Raw genomic sequence first — 16,601 nt, 5'->3', positions numbered from 1 at the left:
GTTGCTTTCGCGGAGGGACCTGCGGAGGGGTTCGGCGTGGAGGGGGCTACCTGCGGGGCTCGTCCCTCAGGACCCTCGCCCCGGCTCGGACGGCTTCGAGTGCCGCTCTGGCGTGCCGGGGCGAAGCCCCCGCCAGACCGCAGGTGGGCGTGGTGACCACCGCGGCAGACAGCAGGTCGGGGCTGAACCCGAGCCGGTTCCAGAGCTCGCGTACGGGGTCGACGATAGCCGCCGGGTCCGACATTCCGGGGGCCTGGGCGGACCCTGGCGGACGGGTTCCTGCGGGGGACCCACCGGGCTCGGCGGCCGTGCCCGAGGCGGGCGGGTCCGTGGCGGGGACGGTCCCGAGGAGGAGGCCGACGCCGTCCTCCACGGCGTCCCCCACCATCTCGTCGTGGGCCCGCTCCAGCAGGAGCGCGTTCATGCTCAGGGCACGGGCCCCGCTGCGGCGCAGGAGGTCGACGGGCACCCCGGGCGCGCAGCAGTGCGCGGCGGGCACGGCCCCGGCCGCGGTGATCGCGGAGAAGAGCGTGCGCAGGACGGCCTCGACCTGGATCCGGTCCACGGCGGGCAGGACGCCGAGGCCGCTGGCGGTGGGGAGGGAGCCGAGCAGGACTGACGGCAGGGAGGGTTCGTCGACCTGCACGAGGAGCCGGGCGCCGGGGACGCGCCTGCGCACCTCGGCGATGTGCACGAGGGCGCCCTCCAGGTGGGACTCGGCGAGGTCGCGGTGGGCACCGGGGTCGGAGACCAGGCGCTGGCCGTTGCGGAGTTCGATCGCGGCGGCCAGGGTCCAGGGGCCGGCCAGCTGGATCTTGAGCGGTCCCTCGTAGGTGTGGGCGTGGTCGGTGAGGGCGTCGAGGTCGTAGGAGAGGAAGCTTCCGGCGCGGGCGAGGTCGCGGCCGGGGGTGTCCGCGACCCGCCAACCGGTGGGCTGGACCTCGACGGGTAGGTCGACGAGGAGGCCCGCGGTACGGCCGATCATGTCGGCGCCCGCACCGCGGCCGGGGAGTTCCGGTAGGTGCGGCAGGTCGGGGAGCTCGCCGAGGACGGTACGCATGGCTTCGTCGGGGTCCTCCCCCGGCCAGGATCCGACACCGGTGGAGGACGCGACGGGCCAGGGGTAGGACTGCTGCTGTTGACTCACGTTGCCCAAGGTTAGAGCAACCGGGGCGAGGCGGTGCTGCGGCCGACACGCGCCCGGGCACCCTCCCCGGACCCGGGTCAGGGTGTGCTGAGGACCAGGCCGTCGGGGCCGGTCTCCAGGGAGCACCGGGTGAGGTTGTCGACGACCTCGGTGGCACCGAGCCCCTCGAGTTCGAAGCGGTCGTGGGAGGTGGCCACGGCCAGTACGGCGGCCCCGGAGGCCAGACCCGCCCGGATCCCCGCCGGGGCGTCCTCGACGACCAGGCAGCGGGCCGGGTCGTGGCCGAGCCGGGCCGCGGCCCTGAGATAGCCCTGCGGGTCGGGTTTGCCGACGGTGACGTCGTCGGCGGTGACGAGTACGCCGGGTACGGGCAGGCCCGCTGCCTCCAGGCGGGCGGTCATGAGCCTGCGCGTCCCAGAGGTGACGGCGGCCCAGCGCGTGGCGGGCAGGGCGGCGAGGAGTTCGGCCGCGGCGGGGAGAGCGGTCACGCCGTCGAGGTCGGCGAGTTCGAGTTCCTCCAGCTCGGCGGTGGCCTCCGCCACCTGTTCGTCGGGCAGGAACATCGCGATGGTGTCCTCGGAGCGCCTGCCGTGGGAGACCTCCAGGATCTCGTCCGGGTCGGTGCCGTGGGCCTCGGCCCACAGGCGCCAGGTCCGTTCCACGGCGCCGGTGGAGTCCACGAGTGTGCCGTCGATGTCGAACAGGACGGCGTCTACGGAGATGCGCATGGTCCCACGCTAGCGATTGGGGCCCTCCGCGGTGATCCTGCCCGTGCCGCGGGTCCGGCCGGCCGGCCCGGTTTCGGGTGCGGTCGCCGCTTCGGGTGCGGTCTCGGCGGCGGCTTCGGGCGCGGCCCCGCGGGAGCGGTGGACCAGCCGGGCGCGCAGCACCAGGGCGCCGACGGCCAGCACGGCCGCCGCGATCACACCCGTCGCGGTCCACGGCGACCGGAGGAAGAGCTCCAGCCAGGTTCCGACCAGCCCGGCGATGACCGTGCCCCACAGGCCAGCCCAGGCCAGACCGCCGACGAACACGGCGGCGAAGTACCGGGGGAAGCGCATACGCACGGCCCCGGCGGAGAAGTTGATCGCCGTCTGCATGCCCACGGTGAAGAAGCTGAGCGTGACCACGGGCGCACCGTAGCGGTCGATGCGCCCTTTGGCGGCGTCCAGCTTCGGCCCGAGGCGCTCGCCCATGCGGCTGCGGGTGACACCGGCGCCCAGCCCCCGGCCGATCCAGTAGGTCGCCGGGGCCCGGAGCAGGATCACCACGAGCAGCGTGCAGTAGATGACCCAGAAGGGCTGACCCTCGAGAAACGCGAACTGCGGCATGGACCGGACCCCTTCAACACCTTGACCACCCAACTTTGCATTGCCTTACCTAACTTCGGCAAGGGGCGCGGGGCGGAAAAGGCGTGTGGTGTGTCCTACCGCGACCGGTTCACCGTCACGCCGGAGCGCTGCGCGAACCCGCCGTCTCCGGAGCCGCCTGGCGTGAACGCGCGGTCGAGCGGATGGTCGCCGAGCCCAGCACCGTGTCGCCGTCGTAGACCACCACGGCCTGGCCCGCGGCCACACCCTTGGCGGGCTCGGCCAACCGGACCAGCAGCTCCGGGCCGTCCTCGGCCTCGCGCTGCACGACCGTGGCCGGGTACACCTCGCCGTGCGCCCGCAGCTGGACGCGGCACTCGGTGGGCTCGGCGAGCGGCTCGCTGCCGCTCCACACCGGCCGGGTCCCCACGATCTCGTCCACCCGCAGCGACTCGCGGGGGCCCACCGTCACGGTGTTGTTCACCGGTTCGATGGAGAGCACGTAGCGCGGGTTCGGGGCCCCGCCCAGGCCCAGGCCCTTGCGCTGGCCGACCGTGAACGCGTGCGACCCCTTGTGGCTGCCCACCACGTTGCCGTCCTCGTCCTGGATCGGACCCGGCTTCTCGCCGAGCCGACTGTTCAGGAACCCCGCGGTGTCGCCGTCGGCGATGAAGCAGATGTCGTGGCTGTCCGGCTTGTCCGCCACCGAGAGCCCGCGCCGCTCCGCCTCCGCGCGCACCTCGTCCTTGGTGCAGTCACCGAGCGGGAACATCGCGTGGGCGAGCTGTTCGGCGTTGAGCACGCCCAGCACGTACGACTGGTCCTTGCCCTCGTCGACGCTGCGCACCAGGCGCCCGTCGAGCTTGCGGACGTGGTGTCCCGTGGCCACGGCGTCGAAGCCGAGCGCGACGGCGCGGTCGAGCACCGCCTCGAACTTGATCTTCTCGTTGCAGCGCAGGCACGGGTTGGGGGTGTTGCCCGCCTCGTACTCGGCGACGAAGTCCTGGACCACCTCGCGGTCGAACTCCTCCGACATGTCCCACACGTAGAAGGGGATGCCGATGACGTCCGCGGCACGGCGGGCGTCGTGGGAGTCCTCCACGGTGCAGCAGCCCCGCGCACCGGTTCGGTAGGACTGTGGGTTCTTGGAGAGGGCCAGGTGAACGCCGGTGACGTCGTACCCCGCCTCGGCCACACGGGCCGCGGCTACCGCGGAATCGACCCCGCCGGACATGGCGGCCAGTACACGCAAAGTCATAACGCCCCCAGCCTATGCGCCCGGAGGAGGGCGGGGCCACGGCACGGCCCGCACGGGGGTGTGCTTTGGGACGCGCCCGACTCCGGGGGACGCGGTGGTCGTCCGGTTCTGCGAAAATCGGGGTATGGCTCTGTTCCGTCGTCGCCGCTCCGCCGGCTCCTCCGACTCCGCCGAATCCACGGCCGCCGTCACCGCGTTCTGGGACGCCTGGCCCACCGTTCGCTCGGCCCTGGCCGACTCCGTCGAGTCCGGGACCCCCGCCCCCGCGGAGGTGTCCGAGCGGGTCACCGCCCTGGTCAGGGAGATCCACCCCGACCTCGACTGGGAGGTGGGGCAGGCACCCCGGCCCCAGGGCGGGCTGGACGAGTTGGACCTGTCCCCGGACGTCGACCCGGCCAAGCTCCTGGAGCAGCTAGCCGCCCTGGACGACCCGTCCGGGCTCACCGAGGCGCCCGCCTACGCGATGACCCTGCGGCCCGGCCCCTCCGAGGAGGCGCGCATCCAGTCCGAGCGCTGGTTCCGGTCCGCTCCCGAGGACACCGAGTGGCGGTTCCTCCCGGTGCGCCCCGCCGACCACGAGCAGCTGGGCAACACGGTGAGCTGGGACGACCACGAGCTGGACCTGTCCCACGTGTCGGTGTCGATGCGGGTCAACCAGGGCGCCGGCAAGATCGAGGTGGGCGTCTACCACCCCGACAACATGTTCCTGTCCGGCGAGGCCCGCCAGGGCGTGGCCGACCACGTCACGATGCTGGCGCTCGGCGAGGACGAGGTGGTGCGCTGGGTCGGGAAGGTGGAGTCGCTGGACGAGCGGCCGCTGGACCCGCTCCCGCCGACCTCCATGCCCGCCGTCGCCAAGCAGATGGGCGACCTCCTCGGCGGGACCGACGGCTGGGTGACCCTGCACGGCAGGCTTCCGCTGCAGGGCCCGGTGGAGATCCTGCTCCGTCACCCGGTGACCCGCCGCGACCTGCCCGCGCTGTCGCTGTTCGTCCAGGTGCTGGTGCCCTACGCCGACGCCGACGCCGACCGGCTCCCCGAGGAGACCTCGGTGGCGGCCCTGTCCGACCTGGAGGCCCGGCTGGCGGGGATCCTCGGTGAGAACGGGGCGCTGTTCATGCAGCAGACCGCGGGCGGGCAGCGGATGTACGTCTACTACCTGGACCCGGACTCCGGTGTGCTCCCCGAGTTCGAGAACGAGCTGATGGACTGGCCCGAGGGGAAGGTGCAGCTGCGCACCCAGATGGACCCGAAGTGGCAGCAGTTCAACCTGGCCCGCCGTCCCTACGTACGCAAACTGGGCCTCTAGTGCGGTGACCGCGGGGGTTCACCGCCCCCGGCCGGGGACCCCGCCGCCGGGTCAAGGACGATTCCCGGTTTGCGCATCTGGCGCCCAAGCGACAACAGGCGTAACGTGTCGTCCCCGCTCAGGAGGTTGGGGTCTGATGGACGGCGTGCTCCCGCGAACGCCCACGGGCCGGCCCCGGGTAGCCGCGGTCGGCGCGATCCTCGTCCTGTGCCTGTTGGCCGCCCCGCTGATGTCACTGTTCCCCGTCGCTGTCTGGGACCTGACCAGCACCCTGACCACGGGCGGGGCCGGATCCGAGTCGCTGCTGGTCGCACCGGTGGCGGTCGGCGGCATCCTGCTGATGCTCCTCCTCTCCGGGTACTGGCTGAGGAGCGCCGGGGTGACCCGTCCGGCCTCCTGCGCCTCCCTGGTGGTCGGGGTCTCGATGGCCACACCCGTGGTGATGGGTTTCCTGGCGCCCGCGTTCACCCCTCTGCCCGGCGGCCTCGTGGCGAACATCGCCGCGGTGAGCGCCCTGTTGTCGACCGCCGCGCTGGGCGTGTGCGTACTGTCCAACCGCCCCGAGGGACGTCGCCAAGCCGGGGTGCTGCCGGGGGTGGCGGTGGCGGTCGCCGCACTGCTGGTGCTGCCGTTGGCGTCCGAACACATGCGCGGCCGGTTCACCGAACAGCGGTCGCTCGCCCAGATCAACGGCTTCGAGTACACGATCGCCGTGCTGGACTCCCCGCGGTGGGTGCCGGTGCGGGTGCACGAGGTGCATGACGGCCTGCGGATGACCTACGTCCGCGACGGCGGAGCGGAGGGGGCGCCGAACGCCGGGGGGCCCGGCGGGACGGACGCGGGGGAAGAACCGGAACCGGACGGCGGTGAGGGGGCCGCGGCCGTCCACGTGCTGAGCTGGACCCGGGAACGGGCCGCCGAAGGGATCAGCGACGACTGCGGGTTCCCCGGGGTGGAGTGCTCGCAGGAGGAGGGCCTGCTGGCCGTGTACCGGAGCCCGGACGGCCGGGAGGGCAGTGGTCCGAGCGAGGTTCGCGCCCGGCTCGACGACGGAACCGTCGCGAGCGTGCACCCCGCCGGCTCCCTCCCCCCGGACCAGCTGTTCACCGCGGCCCGCTTCCTGCGCGCCGAACACCCCGGCGAGCGCGACGCCCTGGTCGACGCCGTCCTCCGGCGCTGATCCCGCTCCGGGTCCCGGGACACCTGGTCGAAGCGTGTCGGTCCCGGCGGCACCGGCACCGGCGGCAAGCGCCCTCAACCACCCCGGCCCGGTGCCCGTGGACCGCTCGGCGTGACCGGGTGCGGACACCCCCGGGCCCCGCAACGGCGTTCTCACGCGGCGACGCTCCGTTAGCCTCTACGCGAACCGGTCCCCTCCCTGTGGAGTCGCCCCGTGTGGCAGGTGCTGTTCTACGTCAACCCGACGACCATCGCCGTGGTTCTCGCCCTGTGCCTGGCGGCCGCGGCGGCCCTGGCCTGGTGGCGGCACCCGGACCCGGCACGGTTCCGGCGACCGGTGCGGGTGCTGCTGGCGGTGGCGGGCGCGGTGTACCTGGCGGTGCTGGCGGCACCGGTGGGCGGTACGGGGGTCGCCGAGAGCGGCGACCGCGCGGTGGTCTGGGACCCGATGCTGTCCTTCCGGGACATCCCCGGGTTCGGTGAGCCCTCCGGCCCCCGGGCGGGGTTCGGCCGGACGCTGGAGGACGGCCGCACCGTCTGGTACGCGCCCGAGGAGGCCCCCCTCGCCGAGCGGACCGGGGAGGGCCGAGGCGAGGACGGCCTGTACGTGCACGACACTCCGGACGGGGACCTGGCGGTCACCGACGCCGAGGGCGGGCCCGCCCCGCAGGAGGAGGCCGCCCTGGCCGAGCGGGTGGTCACGGAGGAGCTCACGCGCAACGCCGAGTACGAGGCCCGACTGGCCGCCGAGGGCCCGTGGGGCACGAGCGGGGGCCTCGCCCTCCAGGAACGCACCCTGAACACGCTGCTGTTCGTCCCGGTCGGTGTGCTCGCCTTCTTCGCCTTCGGTTCCTGGACCGCCCGGGTGCTGTTCGGCCCGGGGCTGTCGCTGACCGTCGAGGCCGCCCAGTGGGCCCTGCCGTGGAACCGGATGGCCGACACGGGAGACCTGCTGGTCAACAGTGCGGGGTCGGTGGCCGGAACGCTGTTCGCCCTGGCCGCGGTCGGAGCCGTGGCGGTGGCCCGTCCCGGAGGCGCGGCCGGGACCGGCGCCGGGGGCGCACCCTCCGATCCCCCGCACGGGTCGGGAACGGATTCCCAGCGGTCCCGGACAACCCCGGAACCAACCTCGCGGCACTGACCTGGGATAGCGCAAACGATGGGGTTGACTCCCCTCTGTGATGGGAACTGGATCGTCCGAAACCCCTTTGCCCCCGGGGTTCCCGACACACGGTCGGGGCATACGACACGTAGGTGCGATGGGCGCGCGCGGCTCCCCCAGACCCCGGGAAGGGTGTGGCTGTTGAACTCTGGCCACGAACACGGCAACGGCACGACCGCGGACGGCAACCCCCTCGGTCCAGGACCCGACCACTCGGCCCCGACGGACACCCCCTCCCAGGAGGACGACTTCCACACCAGCCGAAACCCGGTGAACTGGCCGATCAGGGTGGGGCTGGTCCCGGAGCCCGCAGCACACCTGCGGCGACGCTCCCTCTCCGGCGTCCTCGACGAGGCCCTCTCCTGTTTCGGCGCCCCCGCAGCGCACCAGGTCCTGTCCGGGGACAGCGGGGTCGGCAAGACCCAGCTCGCCGCCCAGCACGCCCGTGCCCTGCGCGAGCACCCAGACCCCGACCAGCGCCCGGAGGTCCTCGTCTGGGCGGACGCCGCCACCCGCGAGGGGGTGGTCTTCGCCTACGCCCAGGCCGCCCGCCAGCTCTTCGCCCGGGTCCCCGACGACGCCGAACTGGCCGCCGGGCAGTTCCTCGCCTGGCTGCACGAGCCCGTGGACGCCGAGGGCCGCCGCTGGCTGGTGGTGTGGGACGACCTCACCGACCCGGTGGAGGTCGAGGACCTGTGGCCGCCCCCGGGTACCGGGCACGGCCGGACGGTCGTCACCACCCGCAGCCACGACGGCACGCTCGACCCGTGCGGCCGACGCCTGGTCACCGTCCACGGCTTCTCCGCCCCCGAGGCGCACGGTTACCTGCACGCCTCGCTGGTGGAGGCCGAGATCGAGCACACCGACGACGACCTCCGTTCCCTCGCCGCCGACCTGGGCCACCTCCCCCTCGCCCTCGCCCAGGCCGTCGCGTACATGGCGGACCTGCGGCTCTCCCCCGCCGCCTACCTGGCGCTGTTCCACGAGCGCACGGCCGGGCTCGCCGACTCCTTCCCCCGCTGGGCCACCCGTTCCCCCGCAGCCGCCACCTGGGAGCTGGCGGTGGAGCGCGCCGACGCCCACCGCCCCGAGGGGGTGGCACGCCCCCTCATGGGCCTGATCGCCCTCCTGGACTCCGCGGCCGCCCCCGAACAGGTCCTCGTCTCCCGGCCGGTCCGCAACTACCTGGGGCGCCGCACCTTCCCCGCGCGTACCCTGACCAGGCACGAGGTCCGGCTGGCGCTGGCCTCCCTGGAGCGCCTGAACCTGGTCACCCGGGACACCCCGCTGGTGATCGGCGCCCACCACCTCACCCAGCGCGCGGCCCGGGAGCACACGCGCAGCCGCCCCGCCCGGGAGACGGTCCGCACCATCGCGGACGCGCTGGTGGACGTGTGGCCGGACACCGCGCGCGACTCGGCTCTGGGGCGCCGACTGCGCTCGAACACGGCGGTGCTGCGCGAGCGGACCGCGGGCCGGGTCCGGGTGTGGAGCTGGCTGTGGGAGGAGGGCATCCACCCGGTGCTGTTCCGGGCGGGCCGCGGACTGGACTCGTCCCGGCAGGTGGAGTGGGCGGTGACGTACTGGGAGGTGCTGGCGGAGGCGGTCGCTCACGCCCTGGACCCCGAGCACCCGGAACACCCCGGGCTGTCCGGGAACCCCGTCAACGTCGACCCCCTGGCGTACTGGACCGGGGCGACCGGAGACCTGTCGCAGGCCCAGCGGGTCTTCGAGGAACTGTACGAACGCCAACTCCGGGTGCTCGGCCCGGACCACCTCGACACCCTGCGTACCCGGCACGGGCTGGCCTACCTGCGGTCCCGGGCGGGGGACACCGCCGGCGCGATCATCCGGTACCGGCACCTGCTGTCGGACCTGGAGCGCGTGGTGGGCGCGGACCGGGTGGAGACCCTGAGCACCCGCGGCAACCTCGCGGTGTGCCGGGCCGAGGCGGGGGACCTGTCGGCGGCGGTCCAGGCCTCCCAGGAGCTCCTCGCCGACCAGCGCGCACACCTGGGCCCCGACCACCCGAACACCCTCAACACGCTGCACAACCTCGCCCACTGGCGCGGGGTCGCCGGGGACCCGGAGGGTGCGGTGGCGGGGCTCCGGGAGCTGGTCGCCGTCCAGGAGGACGTGCTGGGCCCGGAGCATCCGAGCACCCTGGTCAGCCGACACAACCTGGCCTGTTGGCGGGCCCGGGCCGACGACACCGGCGGCGCCGTCCGCGCGTTGGAGGACCTGGTGGAGGACCGCGGCCGGATCCAGGGGCCGGGGCACCCCGACACCCTCACCAGCCTGCGGCAGTTGGAGCGGCTGCGCCGGGAGTTCCGGACCCGCGCGCGGAGCCGCCCCAGCGGCCGGGCCCCGGACGACAGCGGCGCCCGCGAGAGCGAGGCCCACGGGAACGGGAGCGGTAACGGTGGGAACGGGGGGAACGGTGGTTCCCACGAGGTGGATCCCAACGACGAACCCACCGGCCCCCAGGCCCTCAACCAGTCCTGGGGATAGGACTCGGGAGGGGGTGACGGGCCTCGGAATCAGCCGGTCGTCACGGTTCGCCGTGCACGGCCCGGGCGGCCCGGGCGGGGCCCGCACACGTCCCGGGGTGCGAGGGCCCCGGCCAGGGCCCCGCGGTTCACCTGCCGTACTTGGCCTTGAGCTGGTGGGCCAGCTTCGGGTACTCCTCCAGGATCCGTTCCTGTTCGGCCACGGGCAGCAGGAAGACGGTCTTCTCCACCTCGCTGTGGTGGCGCCAGAGTTCGTCGAACTCGCTCCACTCCTGCGAACCGCGTTCCGCCCGGTACCGCAGCGACTGGTAGATGCGCCGAACCTCGGTCACGCACCCCTCGAGCCGTTCACGGCGCTGCAGCCTGGCGACGTGGTCCCGGTACTTGCGGTCCCGGTCTCGCTGTCTGGGGGTCCGGCCGTCGTCCTCTTCGGGCTCAGCGCTCATCAGTGTCCGCTCTCTCAGGGGCAGGTGTTCAGGCGGGCGGTCTCTCGGGACCCCTGGGGTTCGGGGCCCTTCTGATCTTCGCACCCCTGACGTTCCTATCCCGATTCCAGGGCTGGGAACAGAGAAAACCCGAGATCGAAGCCTGTGTGCGACCTCACGGCCGCGATCGGCGAGTGTGCCCGGCACGGTTCGGGTGGGCGGCCCCGGGCCGGGACCGCCCACCCTCCGTGGTTCGCCGCACCCGTCCCTGTACCTGTGCTACCGGGCGCTGTTGACGCGCGGTCGGCGGCCATAACGCGGAGGGTGAGTGCGGCGGTCAAGGCGGTTACTACTCGCTGAGCCACGGTTCGGGGAGCGGGGACCGTTCGATGAGGGCCCGGTCCAGCCGTTCCCAGGCCCGGGCCGCCTCCCGGAGCGCTCGCCAGGCGACGACCACTCCCCCGACCTCCCGCAGGGCCTCGCTCACCGAGTCGTAGCACTGGGTGGCGTACTCGTAGGCGATGCCGCGCCGCGAGGACGGCGGTGCGGGGCGTCGTGCCGCCAACCAGGCACCGGGCAGCGGCTCACCGGACCTGATCCGGCGGTCGAGTTCGGAGAACAGCCGGTCGGCCCGCGCGAGGGTGCGGGTCGCGTGCGCCGACCGGCCCGGGTGGTTGAGGATCCCCGTGATCTCCGAGACCAGCTCGTCGGTGCGGCTGGCCGCGACCACCGGGGGCCGATTCGGCACCCGGGTGGCGGGGGTGTCGGTGTTCGGAGTCCTGGTGTTCGGGATGCCGGTGGTCGGGGTGCCGACGATCGGGATGCCGGTGGTCGAAGTTCCGGTAGCCGGAACCTGGACGTCCGGGGTGTGGGAGTGGGCATTCATGCGCAGCACGTCCTCACGGCCTCGGGGAGGTTGTGGGCGTACCGGCGCACCCGCCGGGAACGGCGGCGGACCTCGGAGGTGAGCCCCCAGACGTAACCGTAGGAGGAGGCGTGGAGGCCCCGCGTCGGGCGTGCGAGCCGTACGGGTACGGCGAGCACGGCGATGAGGGCAAGTAGGATCTGCATCGTCGTCCTGTCTGCTTCAGGTCGGCCATGGCCCCGGGGCGTGTTCCAGCACGTCGCCGGGGTTCCGCATGTTACGGATCCTTTACTGTACCTCACTGATCTTCAGTGGTCTATGGATAACCTCAAACTTCCCCGAATGACAGCTTTGAACCTCGCTCCTCCAAGCTCGATACATGGACTTGCCCAGTGGATACACAGCGGACAGCGAGATCGATGACGAGGGCATGGACCCCGTGTGGCTGCAACTGGCAGCGATCCTCGTCGCGCGCATCGAAGCCGGTCGGTACCCGACGGGGAGAGCCATCCCCTCCCTGAACCAACTGCGCCAGGAGTTCGGGGTCGCACGCGGAACCATCGTCAAGGCCACGAACTATCTGGCAGAACTCGGGCGCGTACGCGCTGTTCACGGACGGGGTGTTTTCGTTCTCCCGCAGGATTGACACTTTTGCCCCGCTTCAGGGCATGCACGAAGTCAGCCAACCGAAAAAATCGGGGCGGATTCACGAGAATCCGCCCCACTCCACACCGTGGTTCCCCATAATCATTGGCGAGGGCAGGAACACCGCCCGTCGAGGGTTCTACTCCCCTCGACGGGCACCTGTGCCCTCCGTACCGCTCTCACGAGTCCCCGAGTTCTCGCACGGCCCGCTGCCGTCGCCGGAGACTTCAGCGGCTATGCCATCCATGCCCTGGGCAACGCCGTTCTCCTGAGCCCGGAGTCGGTCCTCAAGGCGGCGCACCTGATCGCTCAGTCGCACGAGGTGCTCCATGACCGCGTGGTGCTGAACCAGCTCCAACTCCTGGTCCTCCTCCCAACGCCCCTCGTTGAACTCGCGCTCCATCGACGTGACGATCACACCGATCACCAGGTTCAGGATGATGAACGCGGTCAGGACGATGTACAGGACGAAGAAGAGCCAGCCGTACGGGTGCTGCTCCAGTACCGCCTCCGACACGTCGGGCCAGTTCTCCGTGGTCATCAGCAGGAACATCGTGTACAGCGAGGTCCCGAGGTCCCCGAAGTACTCCGGGACGTCCTCGCCGAACAGCTGCTGCGCGAGGATCGCGGACGCGTAGACGACGATCAGCAGCAGCCCGATCACCGTGCCCATCCCCGGGACCGACTTGAAGAGCGCCCCGATGATCTGGCGCATCTGCGGGACGGCGGTGATCACCCGCAGGATCCTGAGCACCCGTAGGACGCGCAGCACGGCGAAGGGCCCGGTCGCCGGAACCAGCGAAATCGCGACCACCGCGAAATCGAACCAGTTCCACGCGCCCTTCCAGAAATCCCCGCGCCAGGCGTACAGCTTCAGCGCCATCTCGACCACGAACAGGCCGACCACGACCCGCTCGGCCACAACGAGATACGGAAGCACGGGGCCCCGTACGTCGCCCACCCCAATATGGCGGCATTGACCAGAATCACGACGAGCATCGAGTTGGAGAATCCGCGACTCTCCACCAGTCGAGTGGCCTGATCACGCCGCAACGTCACTTCTCCCTCGCGTTCGCACCCTGAATGTGAACAAGGCATGACCAAATATAGCGAACCATTTCTGGACAGCCCAAAGCGTGCCATAAACCGCAGTGATTGGCTTCCGGGCAGACCCAGTATCCCCGCCAATTTCCATCGTGCCGTCACCGGTACGCCCGTGTCCGATTCCCACGGCGATCCAGCCTGAGCTGGCGGTATCGCCTACGGAAGGCACGCCTGCGGGCCCGTCCGAGGAGCCACGAACGCGGATCGCCCGCACCCGCATCTCCTCGTGCGACTTCCCACACGCCCCCGGAGCCCAGGTTTCGGCCCAGCCCTATGTAGTGCCGACCGTTCCCCGGAGCCAGCCCGTTGTTCCCCGGGGAGGGCCGTGCCTGAGCCCCGGAGCCCATGCCCGGGAAGCCCCTTCACGCTGGTATCTTCTCTGCTGGCCTCGGCCGCGTTCAGCGGCTCCCGGTAGCTCCCCGAGAGTTCCCCCGAGGGCCGCCCCCGCCCGCGACCGATGACGACCGAGGAAGAGTCATGGCGGAGTTGAAGTACTTCACCGGTTCGATGAACTCGGGCAAGAGCACGATGGCCCTCCAGGAACACCACTCACGCGGCGGCGAGGGCGTCCTGTACACGAAACAGGACCGTGCGGGCTCGGGGATCATCTCGTCCCGCCTGGGTCTGACCTCCCCCGCGATGGAGGTCGGAGACGCCCTGGACCTGTACGACGACATCGCCGACCGCAAGGCCCCCTACGTCATCTGCGACGAGGCCCAGTTCCTGTCGTACAAGCAGGTGGGGCAGTTGGCGGGGGTTGTCGACGGCATGGGCATCGACGTGTACTGCTACGGGATCCTGACCGACTTCCAGGGACAGCTGTTCCCGGGGTCGAAGAGGCTGGTCGAGCTGGCCGACAGGATAGAGATTCTGCCGGTCTACGCGCGCTGCTGGTGCGGGAACCGGGCCACGCACAACGCCCGCGTGGTCGACGGGGTCATGATCTACAAGGGCGAGCAGGTGCACATCGGGGGCAACGAGTCATACACGACTCTGTGCCGCCACCACTTCATGGCAGGCGTGGCTTAGAGGTGATAAACGGGAGATGCCAACCTCGCCAAAAATCACTCCGGAACTAGAACCTGAAGCGCGGGCTCCACTTTCGCCGCCACAACCCGAGCTTCATTTGTAAACCAGGTCGAATCCACTTCTCCGTTCTCAGACGGCGCCTCGAAGTGAATCACATAAACGGTACTCCGAGTTTGACCAATCAGGTAGTACACGTAATCCTCGGATCCACTCATTCCATAGTGGAAATATGAGCGATCACCAAGGCCCACCTCCCCAGACTCCCGCAGGTCATTTACTTCACCCGCGAGTTCGCCAACGAGCTCATCATAGCGAAGTGAAGCGACTTCCTCCTGAGATGCACCCCCGGAACTACTCACTACAGCTTCATAAGAATACAAAAAATACCAGGGATCGAAGAGATTATCCCCTTTGGGAGTTATTTCCCAATCGCACTGATCCGAAACCACCCGATCGTCTTCATTACCGTCAAGAGCAGGATCATCAAAGTTCTCACTCACATATCCAGGATCAGCCTGATCATGCGAGTACTGGACATCCTGCTCACACAGATTCAACTCGCCCGGCTCAAGTTCGACAATCGGCTCCCCAGTTTGTTCAACAGAGACATCACCACCAGATGCCGATGAGCCAACACCTGAGGACAAAGTATTTAAGAACAAACTAAGAATTCCGACAATGGCACCGAAAACACCGAAGGCGGCGAGCGTCCCGCAACCGAAAACCGCGCCTGCGGCCTTCCAGCCATGCAGACCCTTCTTCGCTGGTGCCCTGCGCTCCGGGTCTGCTTCTCTCGTGTCTGCCACGGTTAAGCCTGCGCCTCCAGCTGAGCCTTCACTTCGGGGTGCTCAAGCGGACGGGTGAAACCCACGATGTCCGCACGATTGGGGTCATCGTACTCCCGCACGGCGATCGGTCCACAGTTGGTGCACCAGGCCTCGACCATCAGGCCGTCACCGATGACCATAGCCATATGCCCCGGTCCCGGCGGTTCACCGGCACGGGTCACGTCAAAGAAGACCAGGTCGCCGGGCTGTTCTTCACCCTGGGGAATCTCCGGGCCGAAATTCCACTGGTCCTGGGAGACCCGGGGCACCGTCACCCCGATGCTCTCGTAGGCCTTCATCGTCAATCCGGAGCAGTCATATCCGGCCGGTCCGGTGCCGCCCCAGATATACGGCTTTCCTCGCTGGTCCAGGGCCCAGTCCACCACTGCCTGGGTCAGCTCGTCCGGGGCCCGGCCGATCGGCACCCCTTGTTCATCCAACTCGCAAAGCACCGCGGTCCGGATCGAGTCCGAGGTGTTGAAGTCCCCGTCGGCGTACCGCTCGGCCCACTCCATCACGTCGTCCACGTACCACCAGGCGTGGTTGTAACCGAAGATCGCCTGACGCACGTCATCCGCGAGACCGTGCGCCAGAAGGTAGTCGGCAGCGGCCGGAATCGCGTCGGCCGGATCGTAGACGTTCACGATCCCGTCGCCGTTGCCGTCCACCCCGTAACCCTCTTCCGGACGTTCGTCCACCGGCTGGATCGGCTCCCCGCCCCAGCTGTTTCCGGCTGCCGAACCGTCCAGAGAGCCGAACTGCATGGGCCCCGCCGCACCCCAGTCATTGTGCCCTTCCGTGATCCCCGGGCCCTCCCAACGGCCGTGGTGCGACTCCACCTGGCCGACCCCGGCCAGGATGTTCCAGGGGATACCCCTGTCCTCCCCCACCTCTCGGTACAGCTCCAGGTAGTTCTCCGGGATGGTGTCCATGGCGTACGCGCTGCTGTCCGGTTGGTTCGCGTCGGCGTTGGGTGCGCAGACCACACCGGAGGCCAGCCAGGAACCCACCCGGGAGTTGTCGGTGATCGCGGGGATCACCATCAGGGTCAGAAAGACCAGGCCCGCCACCCCGACAGCGGCCAGTACGGCGACCCTGGTCAGACAGGAGCCGCTGCGCCCGTCGGGGGCGGGGGTGCGCAGAGCGGAGATCAAGGGGTCACTCCTCCCCGAACTGTCCGACGTCGGCGGGCTGGAAGTCGAAGACCGCCCAGGACCCGCCCTCCCGGACCACGGTGACGGCGAAGTCTCCCAGATCCTCGTCGAACTCGGCGTCCCCGGTCTCGGTAATGGACTGGGCGGTGACCACGAAGGTGACGGAGTCACTGCCGAAGGTCCGGACCTTCTGGACCTCGGCACGCCCCTCGGCGACTGCCTCCGCCTGGCTCATCTCCTCCCAGAAGGCCCCGGCCCGGTTCGCGTCGGAGAGCACCTCGGCGTACTCGTCGGTGGCCATGACCTCCATCGAGGCGTAGTAGGTCTCAGGTTCCTGGGAGTAGTCGATGGTGCCGTAGGCCTCGGCGAAGGCCTGCGCGGTGGCCCCCGCCGCCTGGAACTCCGCCTCGCTGAACGGGAGCCAGCCGAGGACGTCAAGGTCCTCCGCCCCTGTGGTCGGAATGGGGCTGGGCGGCACGGTGGCCAGCCCGCCGGGCTCAGAGAGCGGTTCCGCCGCGCCCCGGGTCGCCCCAGGGTCACCAGGCGGGACGGTGCGCCCGTCCTCGTCGCTGCTGAACCCACCGAGGCTGAAGTAGAGCCCGAACCCGGCCAGGACTGCGATCAGGCCGATGACGACCATTCGCTGGGTGCGTTCGGGGAGAGGGTTGGGCATGGTG

At 70.4% G+C, this 16,601-nt stretch carries 17 protein-coding genes; 6 read left to right on the top strand and 11 right to left on the bottom strand.

The annotated features are described in order from the left end of the window. Positions 1-46: 46 nt before the first annotated feature. The 4 genes from IE195_RS20825 to mnmA all read right to left on the bottom strand — a co-directional run bounded on the left by IE195_RS20825 (position 47) and on the right by mnmA (position 3,715). Entirely contained in the window at positions 47-1,156 is a 1,110-nt protein-coding gene (locus IE195_RS20825; protein WP_191274152.1) for a methionine synthase, read from the bottom strand. 68 nt (positions 1,157-1,224) lie between these two features. After that, complete coding sequence (locus IE195_RS20820) at positions 1,225-1,875, bottom strand: HAD-IA family hydrolase (protein ID WP_191274149.1); 651 nt, start codon at positions 1,873-1,875, stop codon at positions 1,225-1,227. Positions 1,876-1,884: 9 nt separating this feature from the next. Then, entirely contained in the window at positions 1,885-2,478 is a 594-nt protein-coding gene (locus tag IE195_RS20815; protein ID WP_225942534.1) for a DedA family protein, read from the bottom strand. Between the two features lie 115 nt (positions 2,479-2,593). Beyond that, the gene (gene mnmA, locus IE195_RS20810; protein WP_225942535.1) at positions 2,594-3,715 is read right to left on the bottom strand and encodes a tRNA 2-thiouridine(34) synthase MnmA; all 1,122 of its coding nucleotides are present in this window, start codon (positions 3,713-3,715) and stop codon (positions 2,594-2,596) included. Between the two features lie 124 nt (positions 3,716-3,839). On the opposite strand from mnmA, the gene IE195_RS20805 reads away from it, so the two are divergent. The 4 genes from IE195_RS20805 to IE195_RS26540 all read left to right on the top strand — a co-directional run bounded on the left by IE195_RS20805 (position 3,840) and on the right by IE195_RS26540 (position 9,876). After that, positions 3,840-5,024 carry a DUF695 domain-containing protein gene (locus IE195_RS20805; protein ID WP_191274147.1) on the top strand — a complete coding sequence of 395 codons (1,185 nt, stop codon included), beginning with the start codon at positions 3,840-3,842 and terminating at the stop codon, positions 5,022-5,024. Positions 5,025-5,160: 136 nt separating this feature from the next. Further along, positions 5,161-6,204 carry a hypothetical protein gene (locus tag IE195_RS20800; protein ID WP_191274145.1) on the top strand — a complete coding sequence of 348 codons (1,044 nt, stop codon included), beginning with the start codon at positions 5,161-5,163 and terminating at the stop codon, positions 6,202-6,204. A 213-nt stretch (positions 6,205-6,417) separates the two neighbouring features. Further along, complete coding sequence (locus tag IE195_RS20795) at positions 6,418-7,344, top strand: VanZ family protein (protein WP_191274143.1); 927 nt, start codon at positions 6,418-6,420, stop codon at positions 7,342-7,344. 162 nt (positions 7,345-7,506) lie between these two features. Next, positions 7,507-9,876, top strand: coding sequence for a tetratricopeptide repeat protein (locus tag IE195_RS26540; protein WP_264081839.1), 2,370 nt, complete (start codon positions 7,507-7,509; stop codon positions 9,874-9,876). 127 nt (positions 9,877-10,003) lie between these two features. Here the strand turns inward: IE195_RS26540 and IE195_RS20785 are convergent, their stop codons facing one another. From IE195_RS20785 to IE195_RS20775, 3 genes are all read right to left on the bottom strand, one after another. Further along, complete coding sequence (locus IE195_RS20785; protein WP_191274139.1) at positions 10,004-10,321, bottom strand: DUF535 family protein; 318 nt, start codon at positions 10,319-10,321, stop codon at positions 10,004-10,006. Between the two features lie 328 nt (positions 10,322-10,649). Beyond that, positions 10,650-11,186, bottom strand: a complete 537-nt coding sequence (locus IE195_RS20780; RefSeq protein ID WP_225942536.1) for a hypothetical protein — start codon at positions 11,184-11,186, stop codon at positions 10,650-10,652. Continuing rightward, positions 11,183-11,371: a hypothetical protein gene (locus IE195_RS20775; protein WP_191274135.1), complete on the bottom strand. Its 189-nt coding sequence runs from the start codon at positions 11,369-11,371 to the stop codon at positions 11,183-11,185. The genes IE195_RS20780 and IE195_RS20775 overlap by 4 nt, the downstream gene beginning before the upstream one ends. Before the next feature lie 173 nt (positions 11,372-11,544). On the opposite strand from IE195_RS20775, the gene IE195_RS20770 reads away from it, so the two are divergent. Then, positions 11,545-11,811 (top strand): GntR family transcriptional regulator, encoded by a 267-nt coding sequence (locus tag IE195_RS20770; protein ID WP_191274133.1) that lies wholly within the window; start codon positions 11,545-11,547, stop codon positions 11,809-11,811. A gap of 138 nt (positions 11,812-11,949) precedes the next feature. Here the strand turns inward: IE195_RS20770 and IE195_RS20765 are convergent, their stop codons facing one another. Beyond that, positions 11,950-12,732 (bottom strand): ion transporter, encoded by a 783-nt coding sequence (locus IE195_RS20765; protein ID WP_229826348.1) that lies wholly within the window; start codon positions 12,730-12,732, stop codon positions 11,950-11,952. Between the two features lie 659 nt (positions 12,733-13,391). On the opposite strand from IE195_RS20765, the gene IE195_RS20760 reads away from it, so the two are divergent. Then, a complete protein-coding gene (locus tag IE195_RS20760; protein ID WP_191274131.1) occupies positions 13,392-13,943 on the top strand; it encodes a thymidine kinase in 552 nt (183 codons plus the stop codon). A 35-nt stretch (positions 13,944-13,978) separates the two neighbouring features. Here the strand turns inward: IE195_RS20760 and IE195_RS20755 are convergent, their stop codons facing one another. The 3 genes from IE195_RS20755 to IE195_RS20745 are packed head-to-tail and all read right to left on the bottom strand — an operon-like array spanning position 13,979 to position 16,597. Next, entirely contained in the window at positions 13,979-14,749 is a 771-nt protein-coding gene (locus tag IE195_RS20755) for a hypothetical protein (RefSeq protein ID WP_191274129.1), read from the bottom strand. Positions 14,750-14,751: 2 nt separating this feature from the next. Then, on the bottom strand, positions 14,752-15,924 hold the full coding sequence (locus IE195_RS20750) for a C40 family peptidase (protein WP_191274127.1): 1,173 nt from the start codon (positions 15,922-15,924) through the stop codon (positions 14,752-14,754). A gap of 4 nt (positions 15,925-15,928) precedes the next feature. Beyond that, on the bottom strand, positions 15,929-16,597 hold the full coding sequence (locus tag IE195_RS20745) for a hypothetical protein (protein ID WP_191274125.1): 669 nt from the start codon (positions 16,595-16,597) through the stop codon (positions 15,929-15,931). Positions 16,598-16,601 lie beyond the last annotated feature (4 nt).

The organism is Nocardiopsis terrae, assembly GCF_014651695.1.
Taxonomy (GTDB): domain Bacteria; phylum Actinomycetota; class Actinomycetes; order Streptosporangiales; family Streptosporangiaceae; genus Nocardiopsis; species Nocardiopsis terrae.
This window is presented reverse-complemented; position numbering and strand designations above follow the sequence as displayed.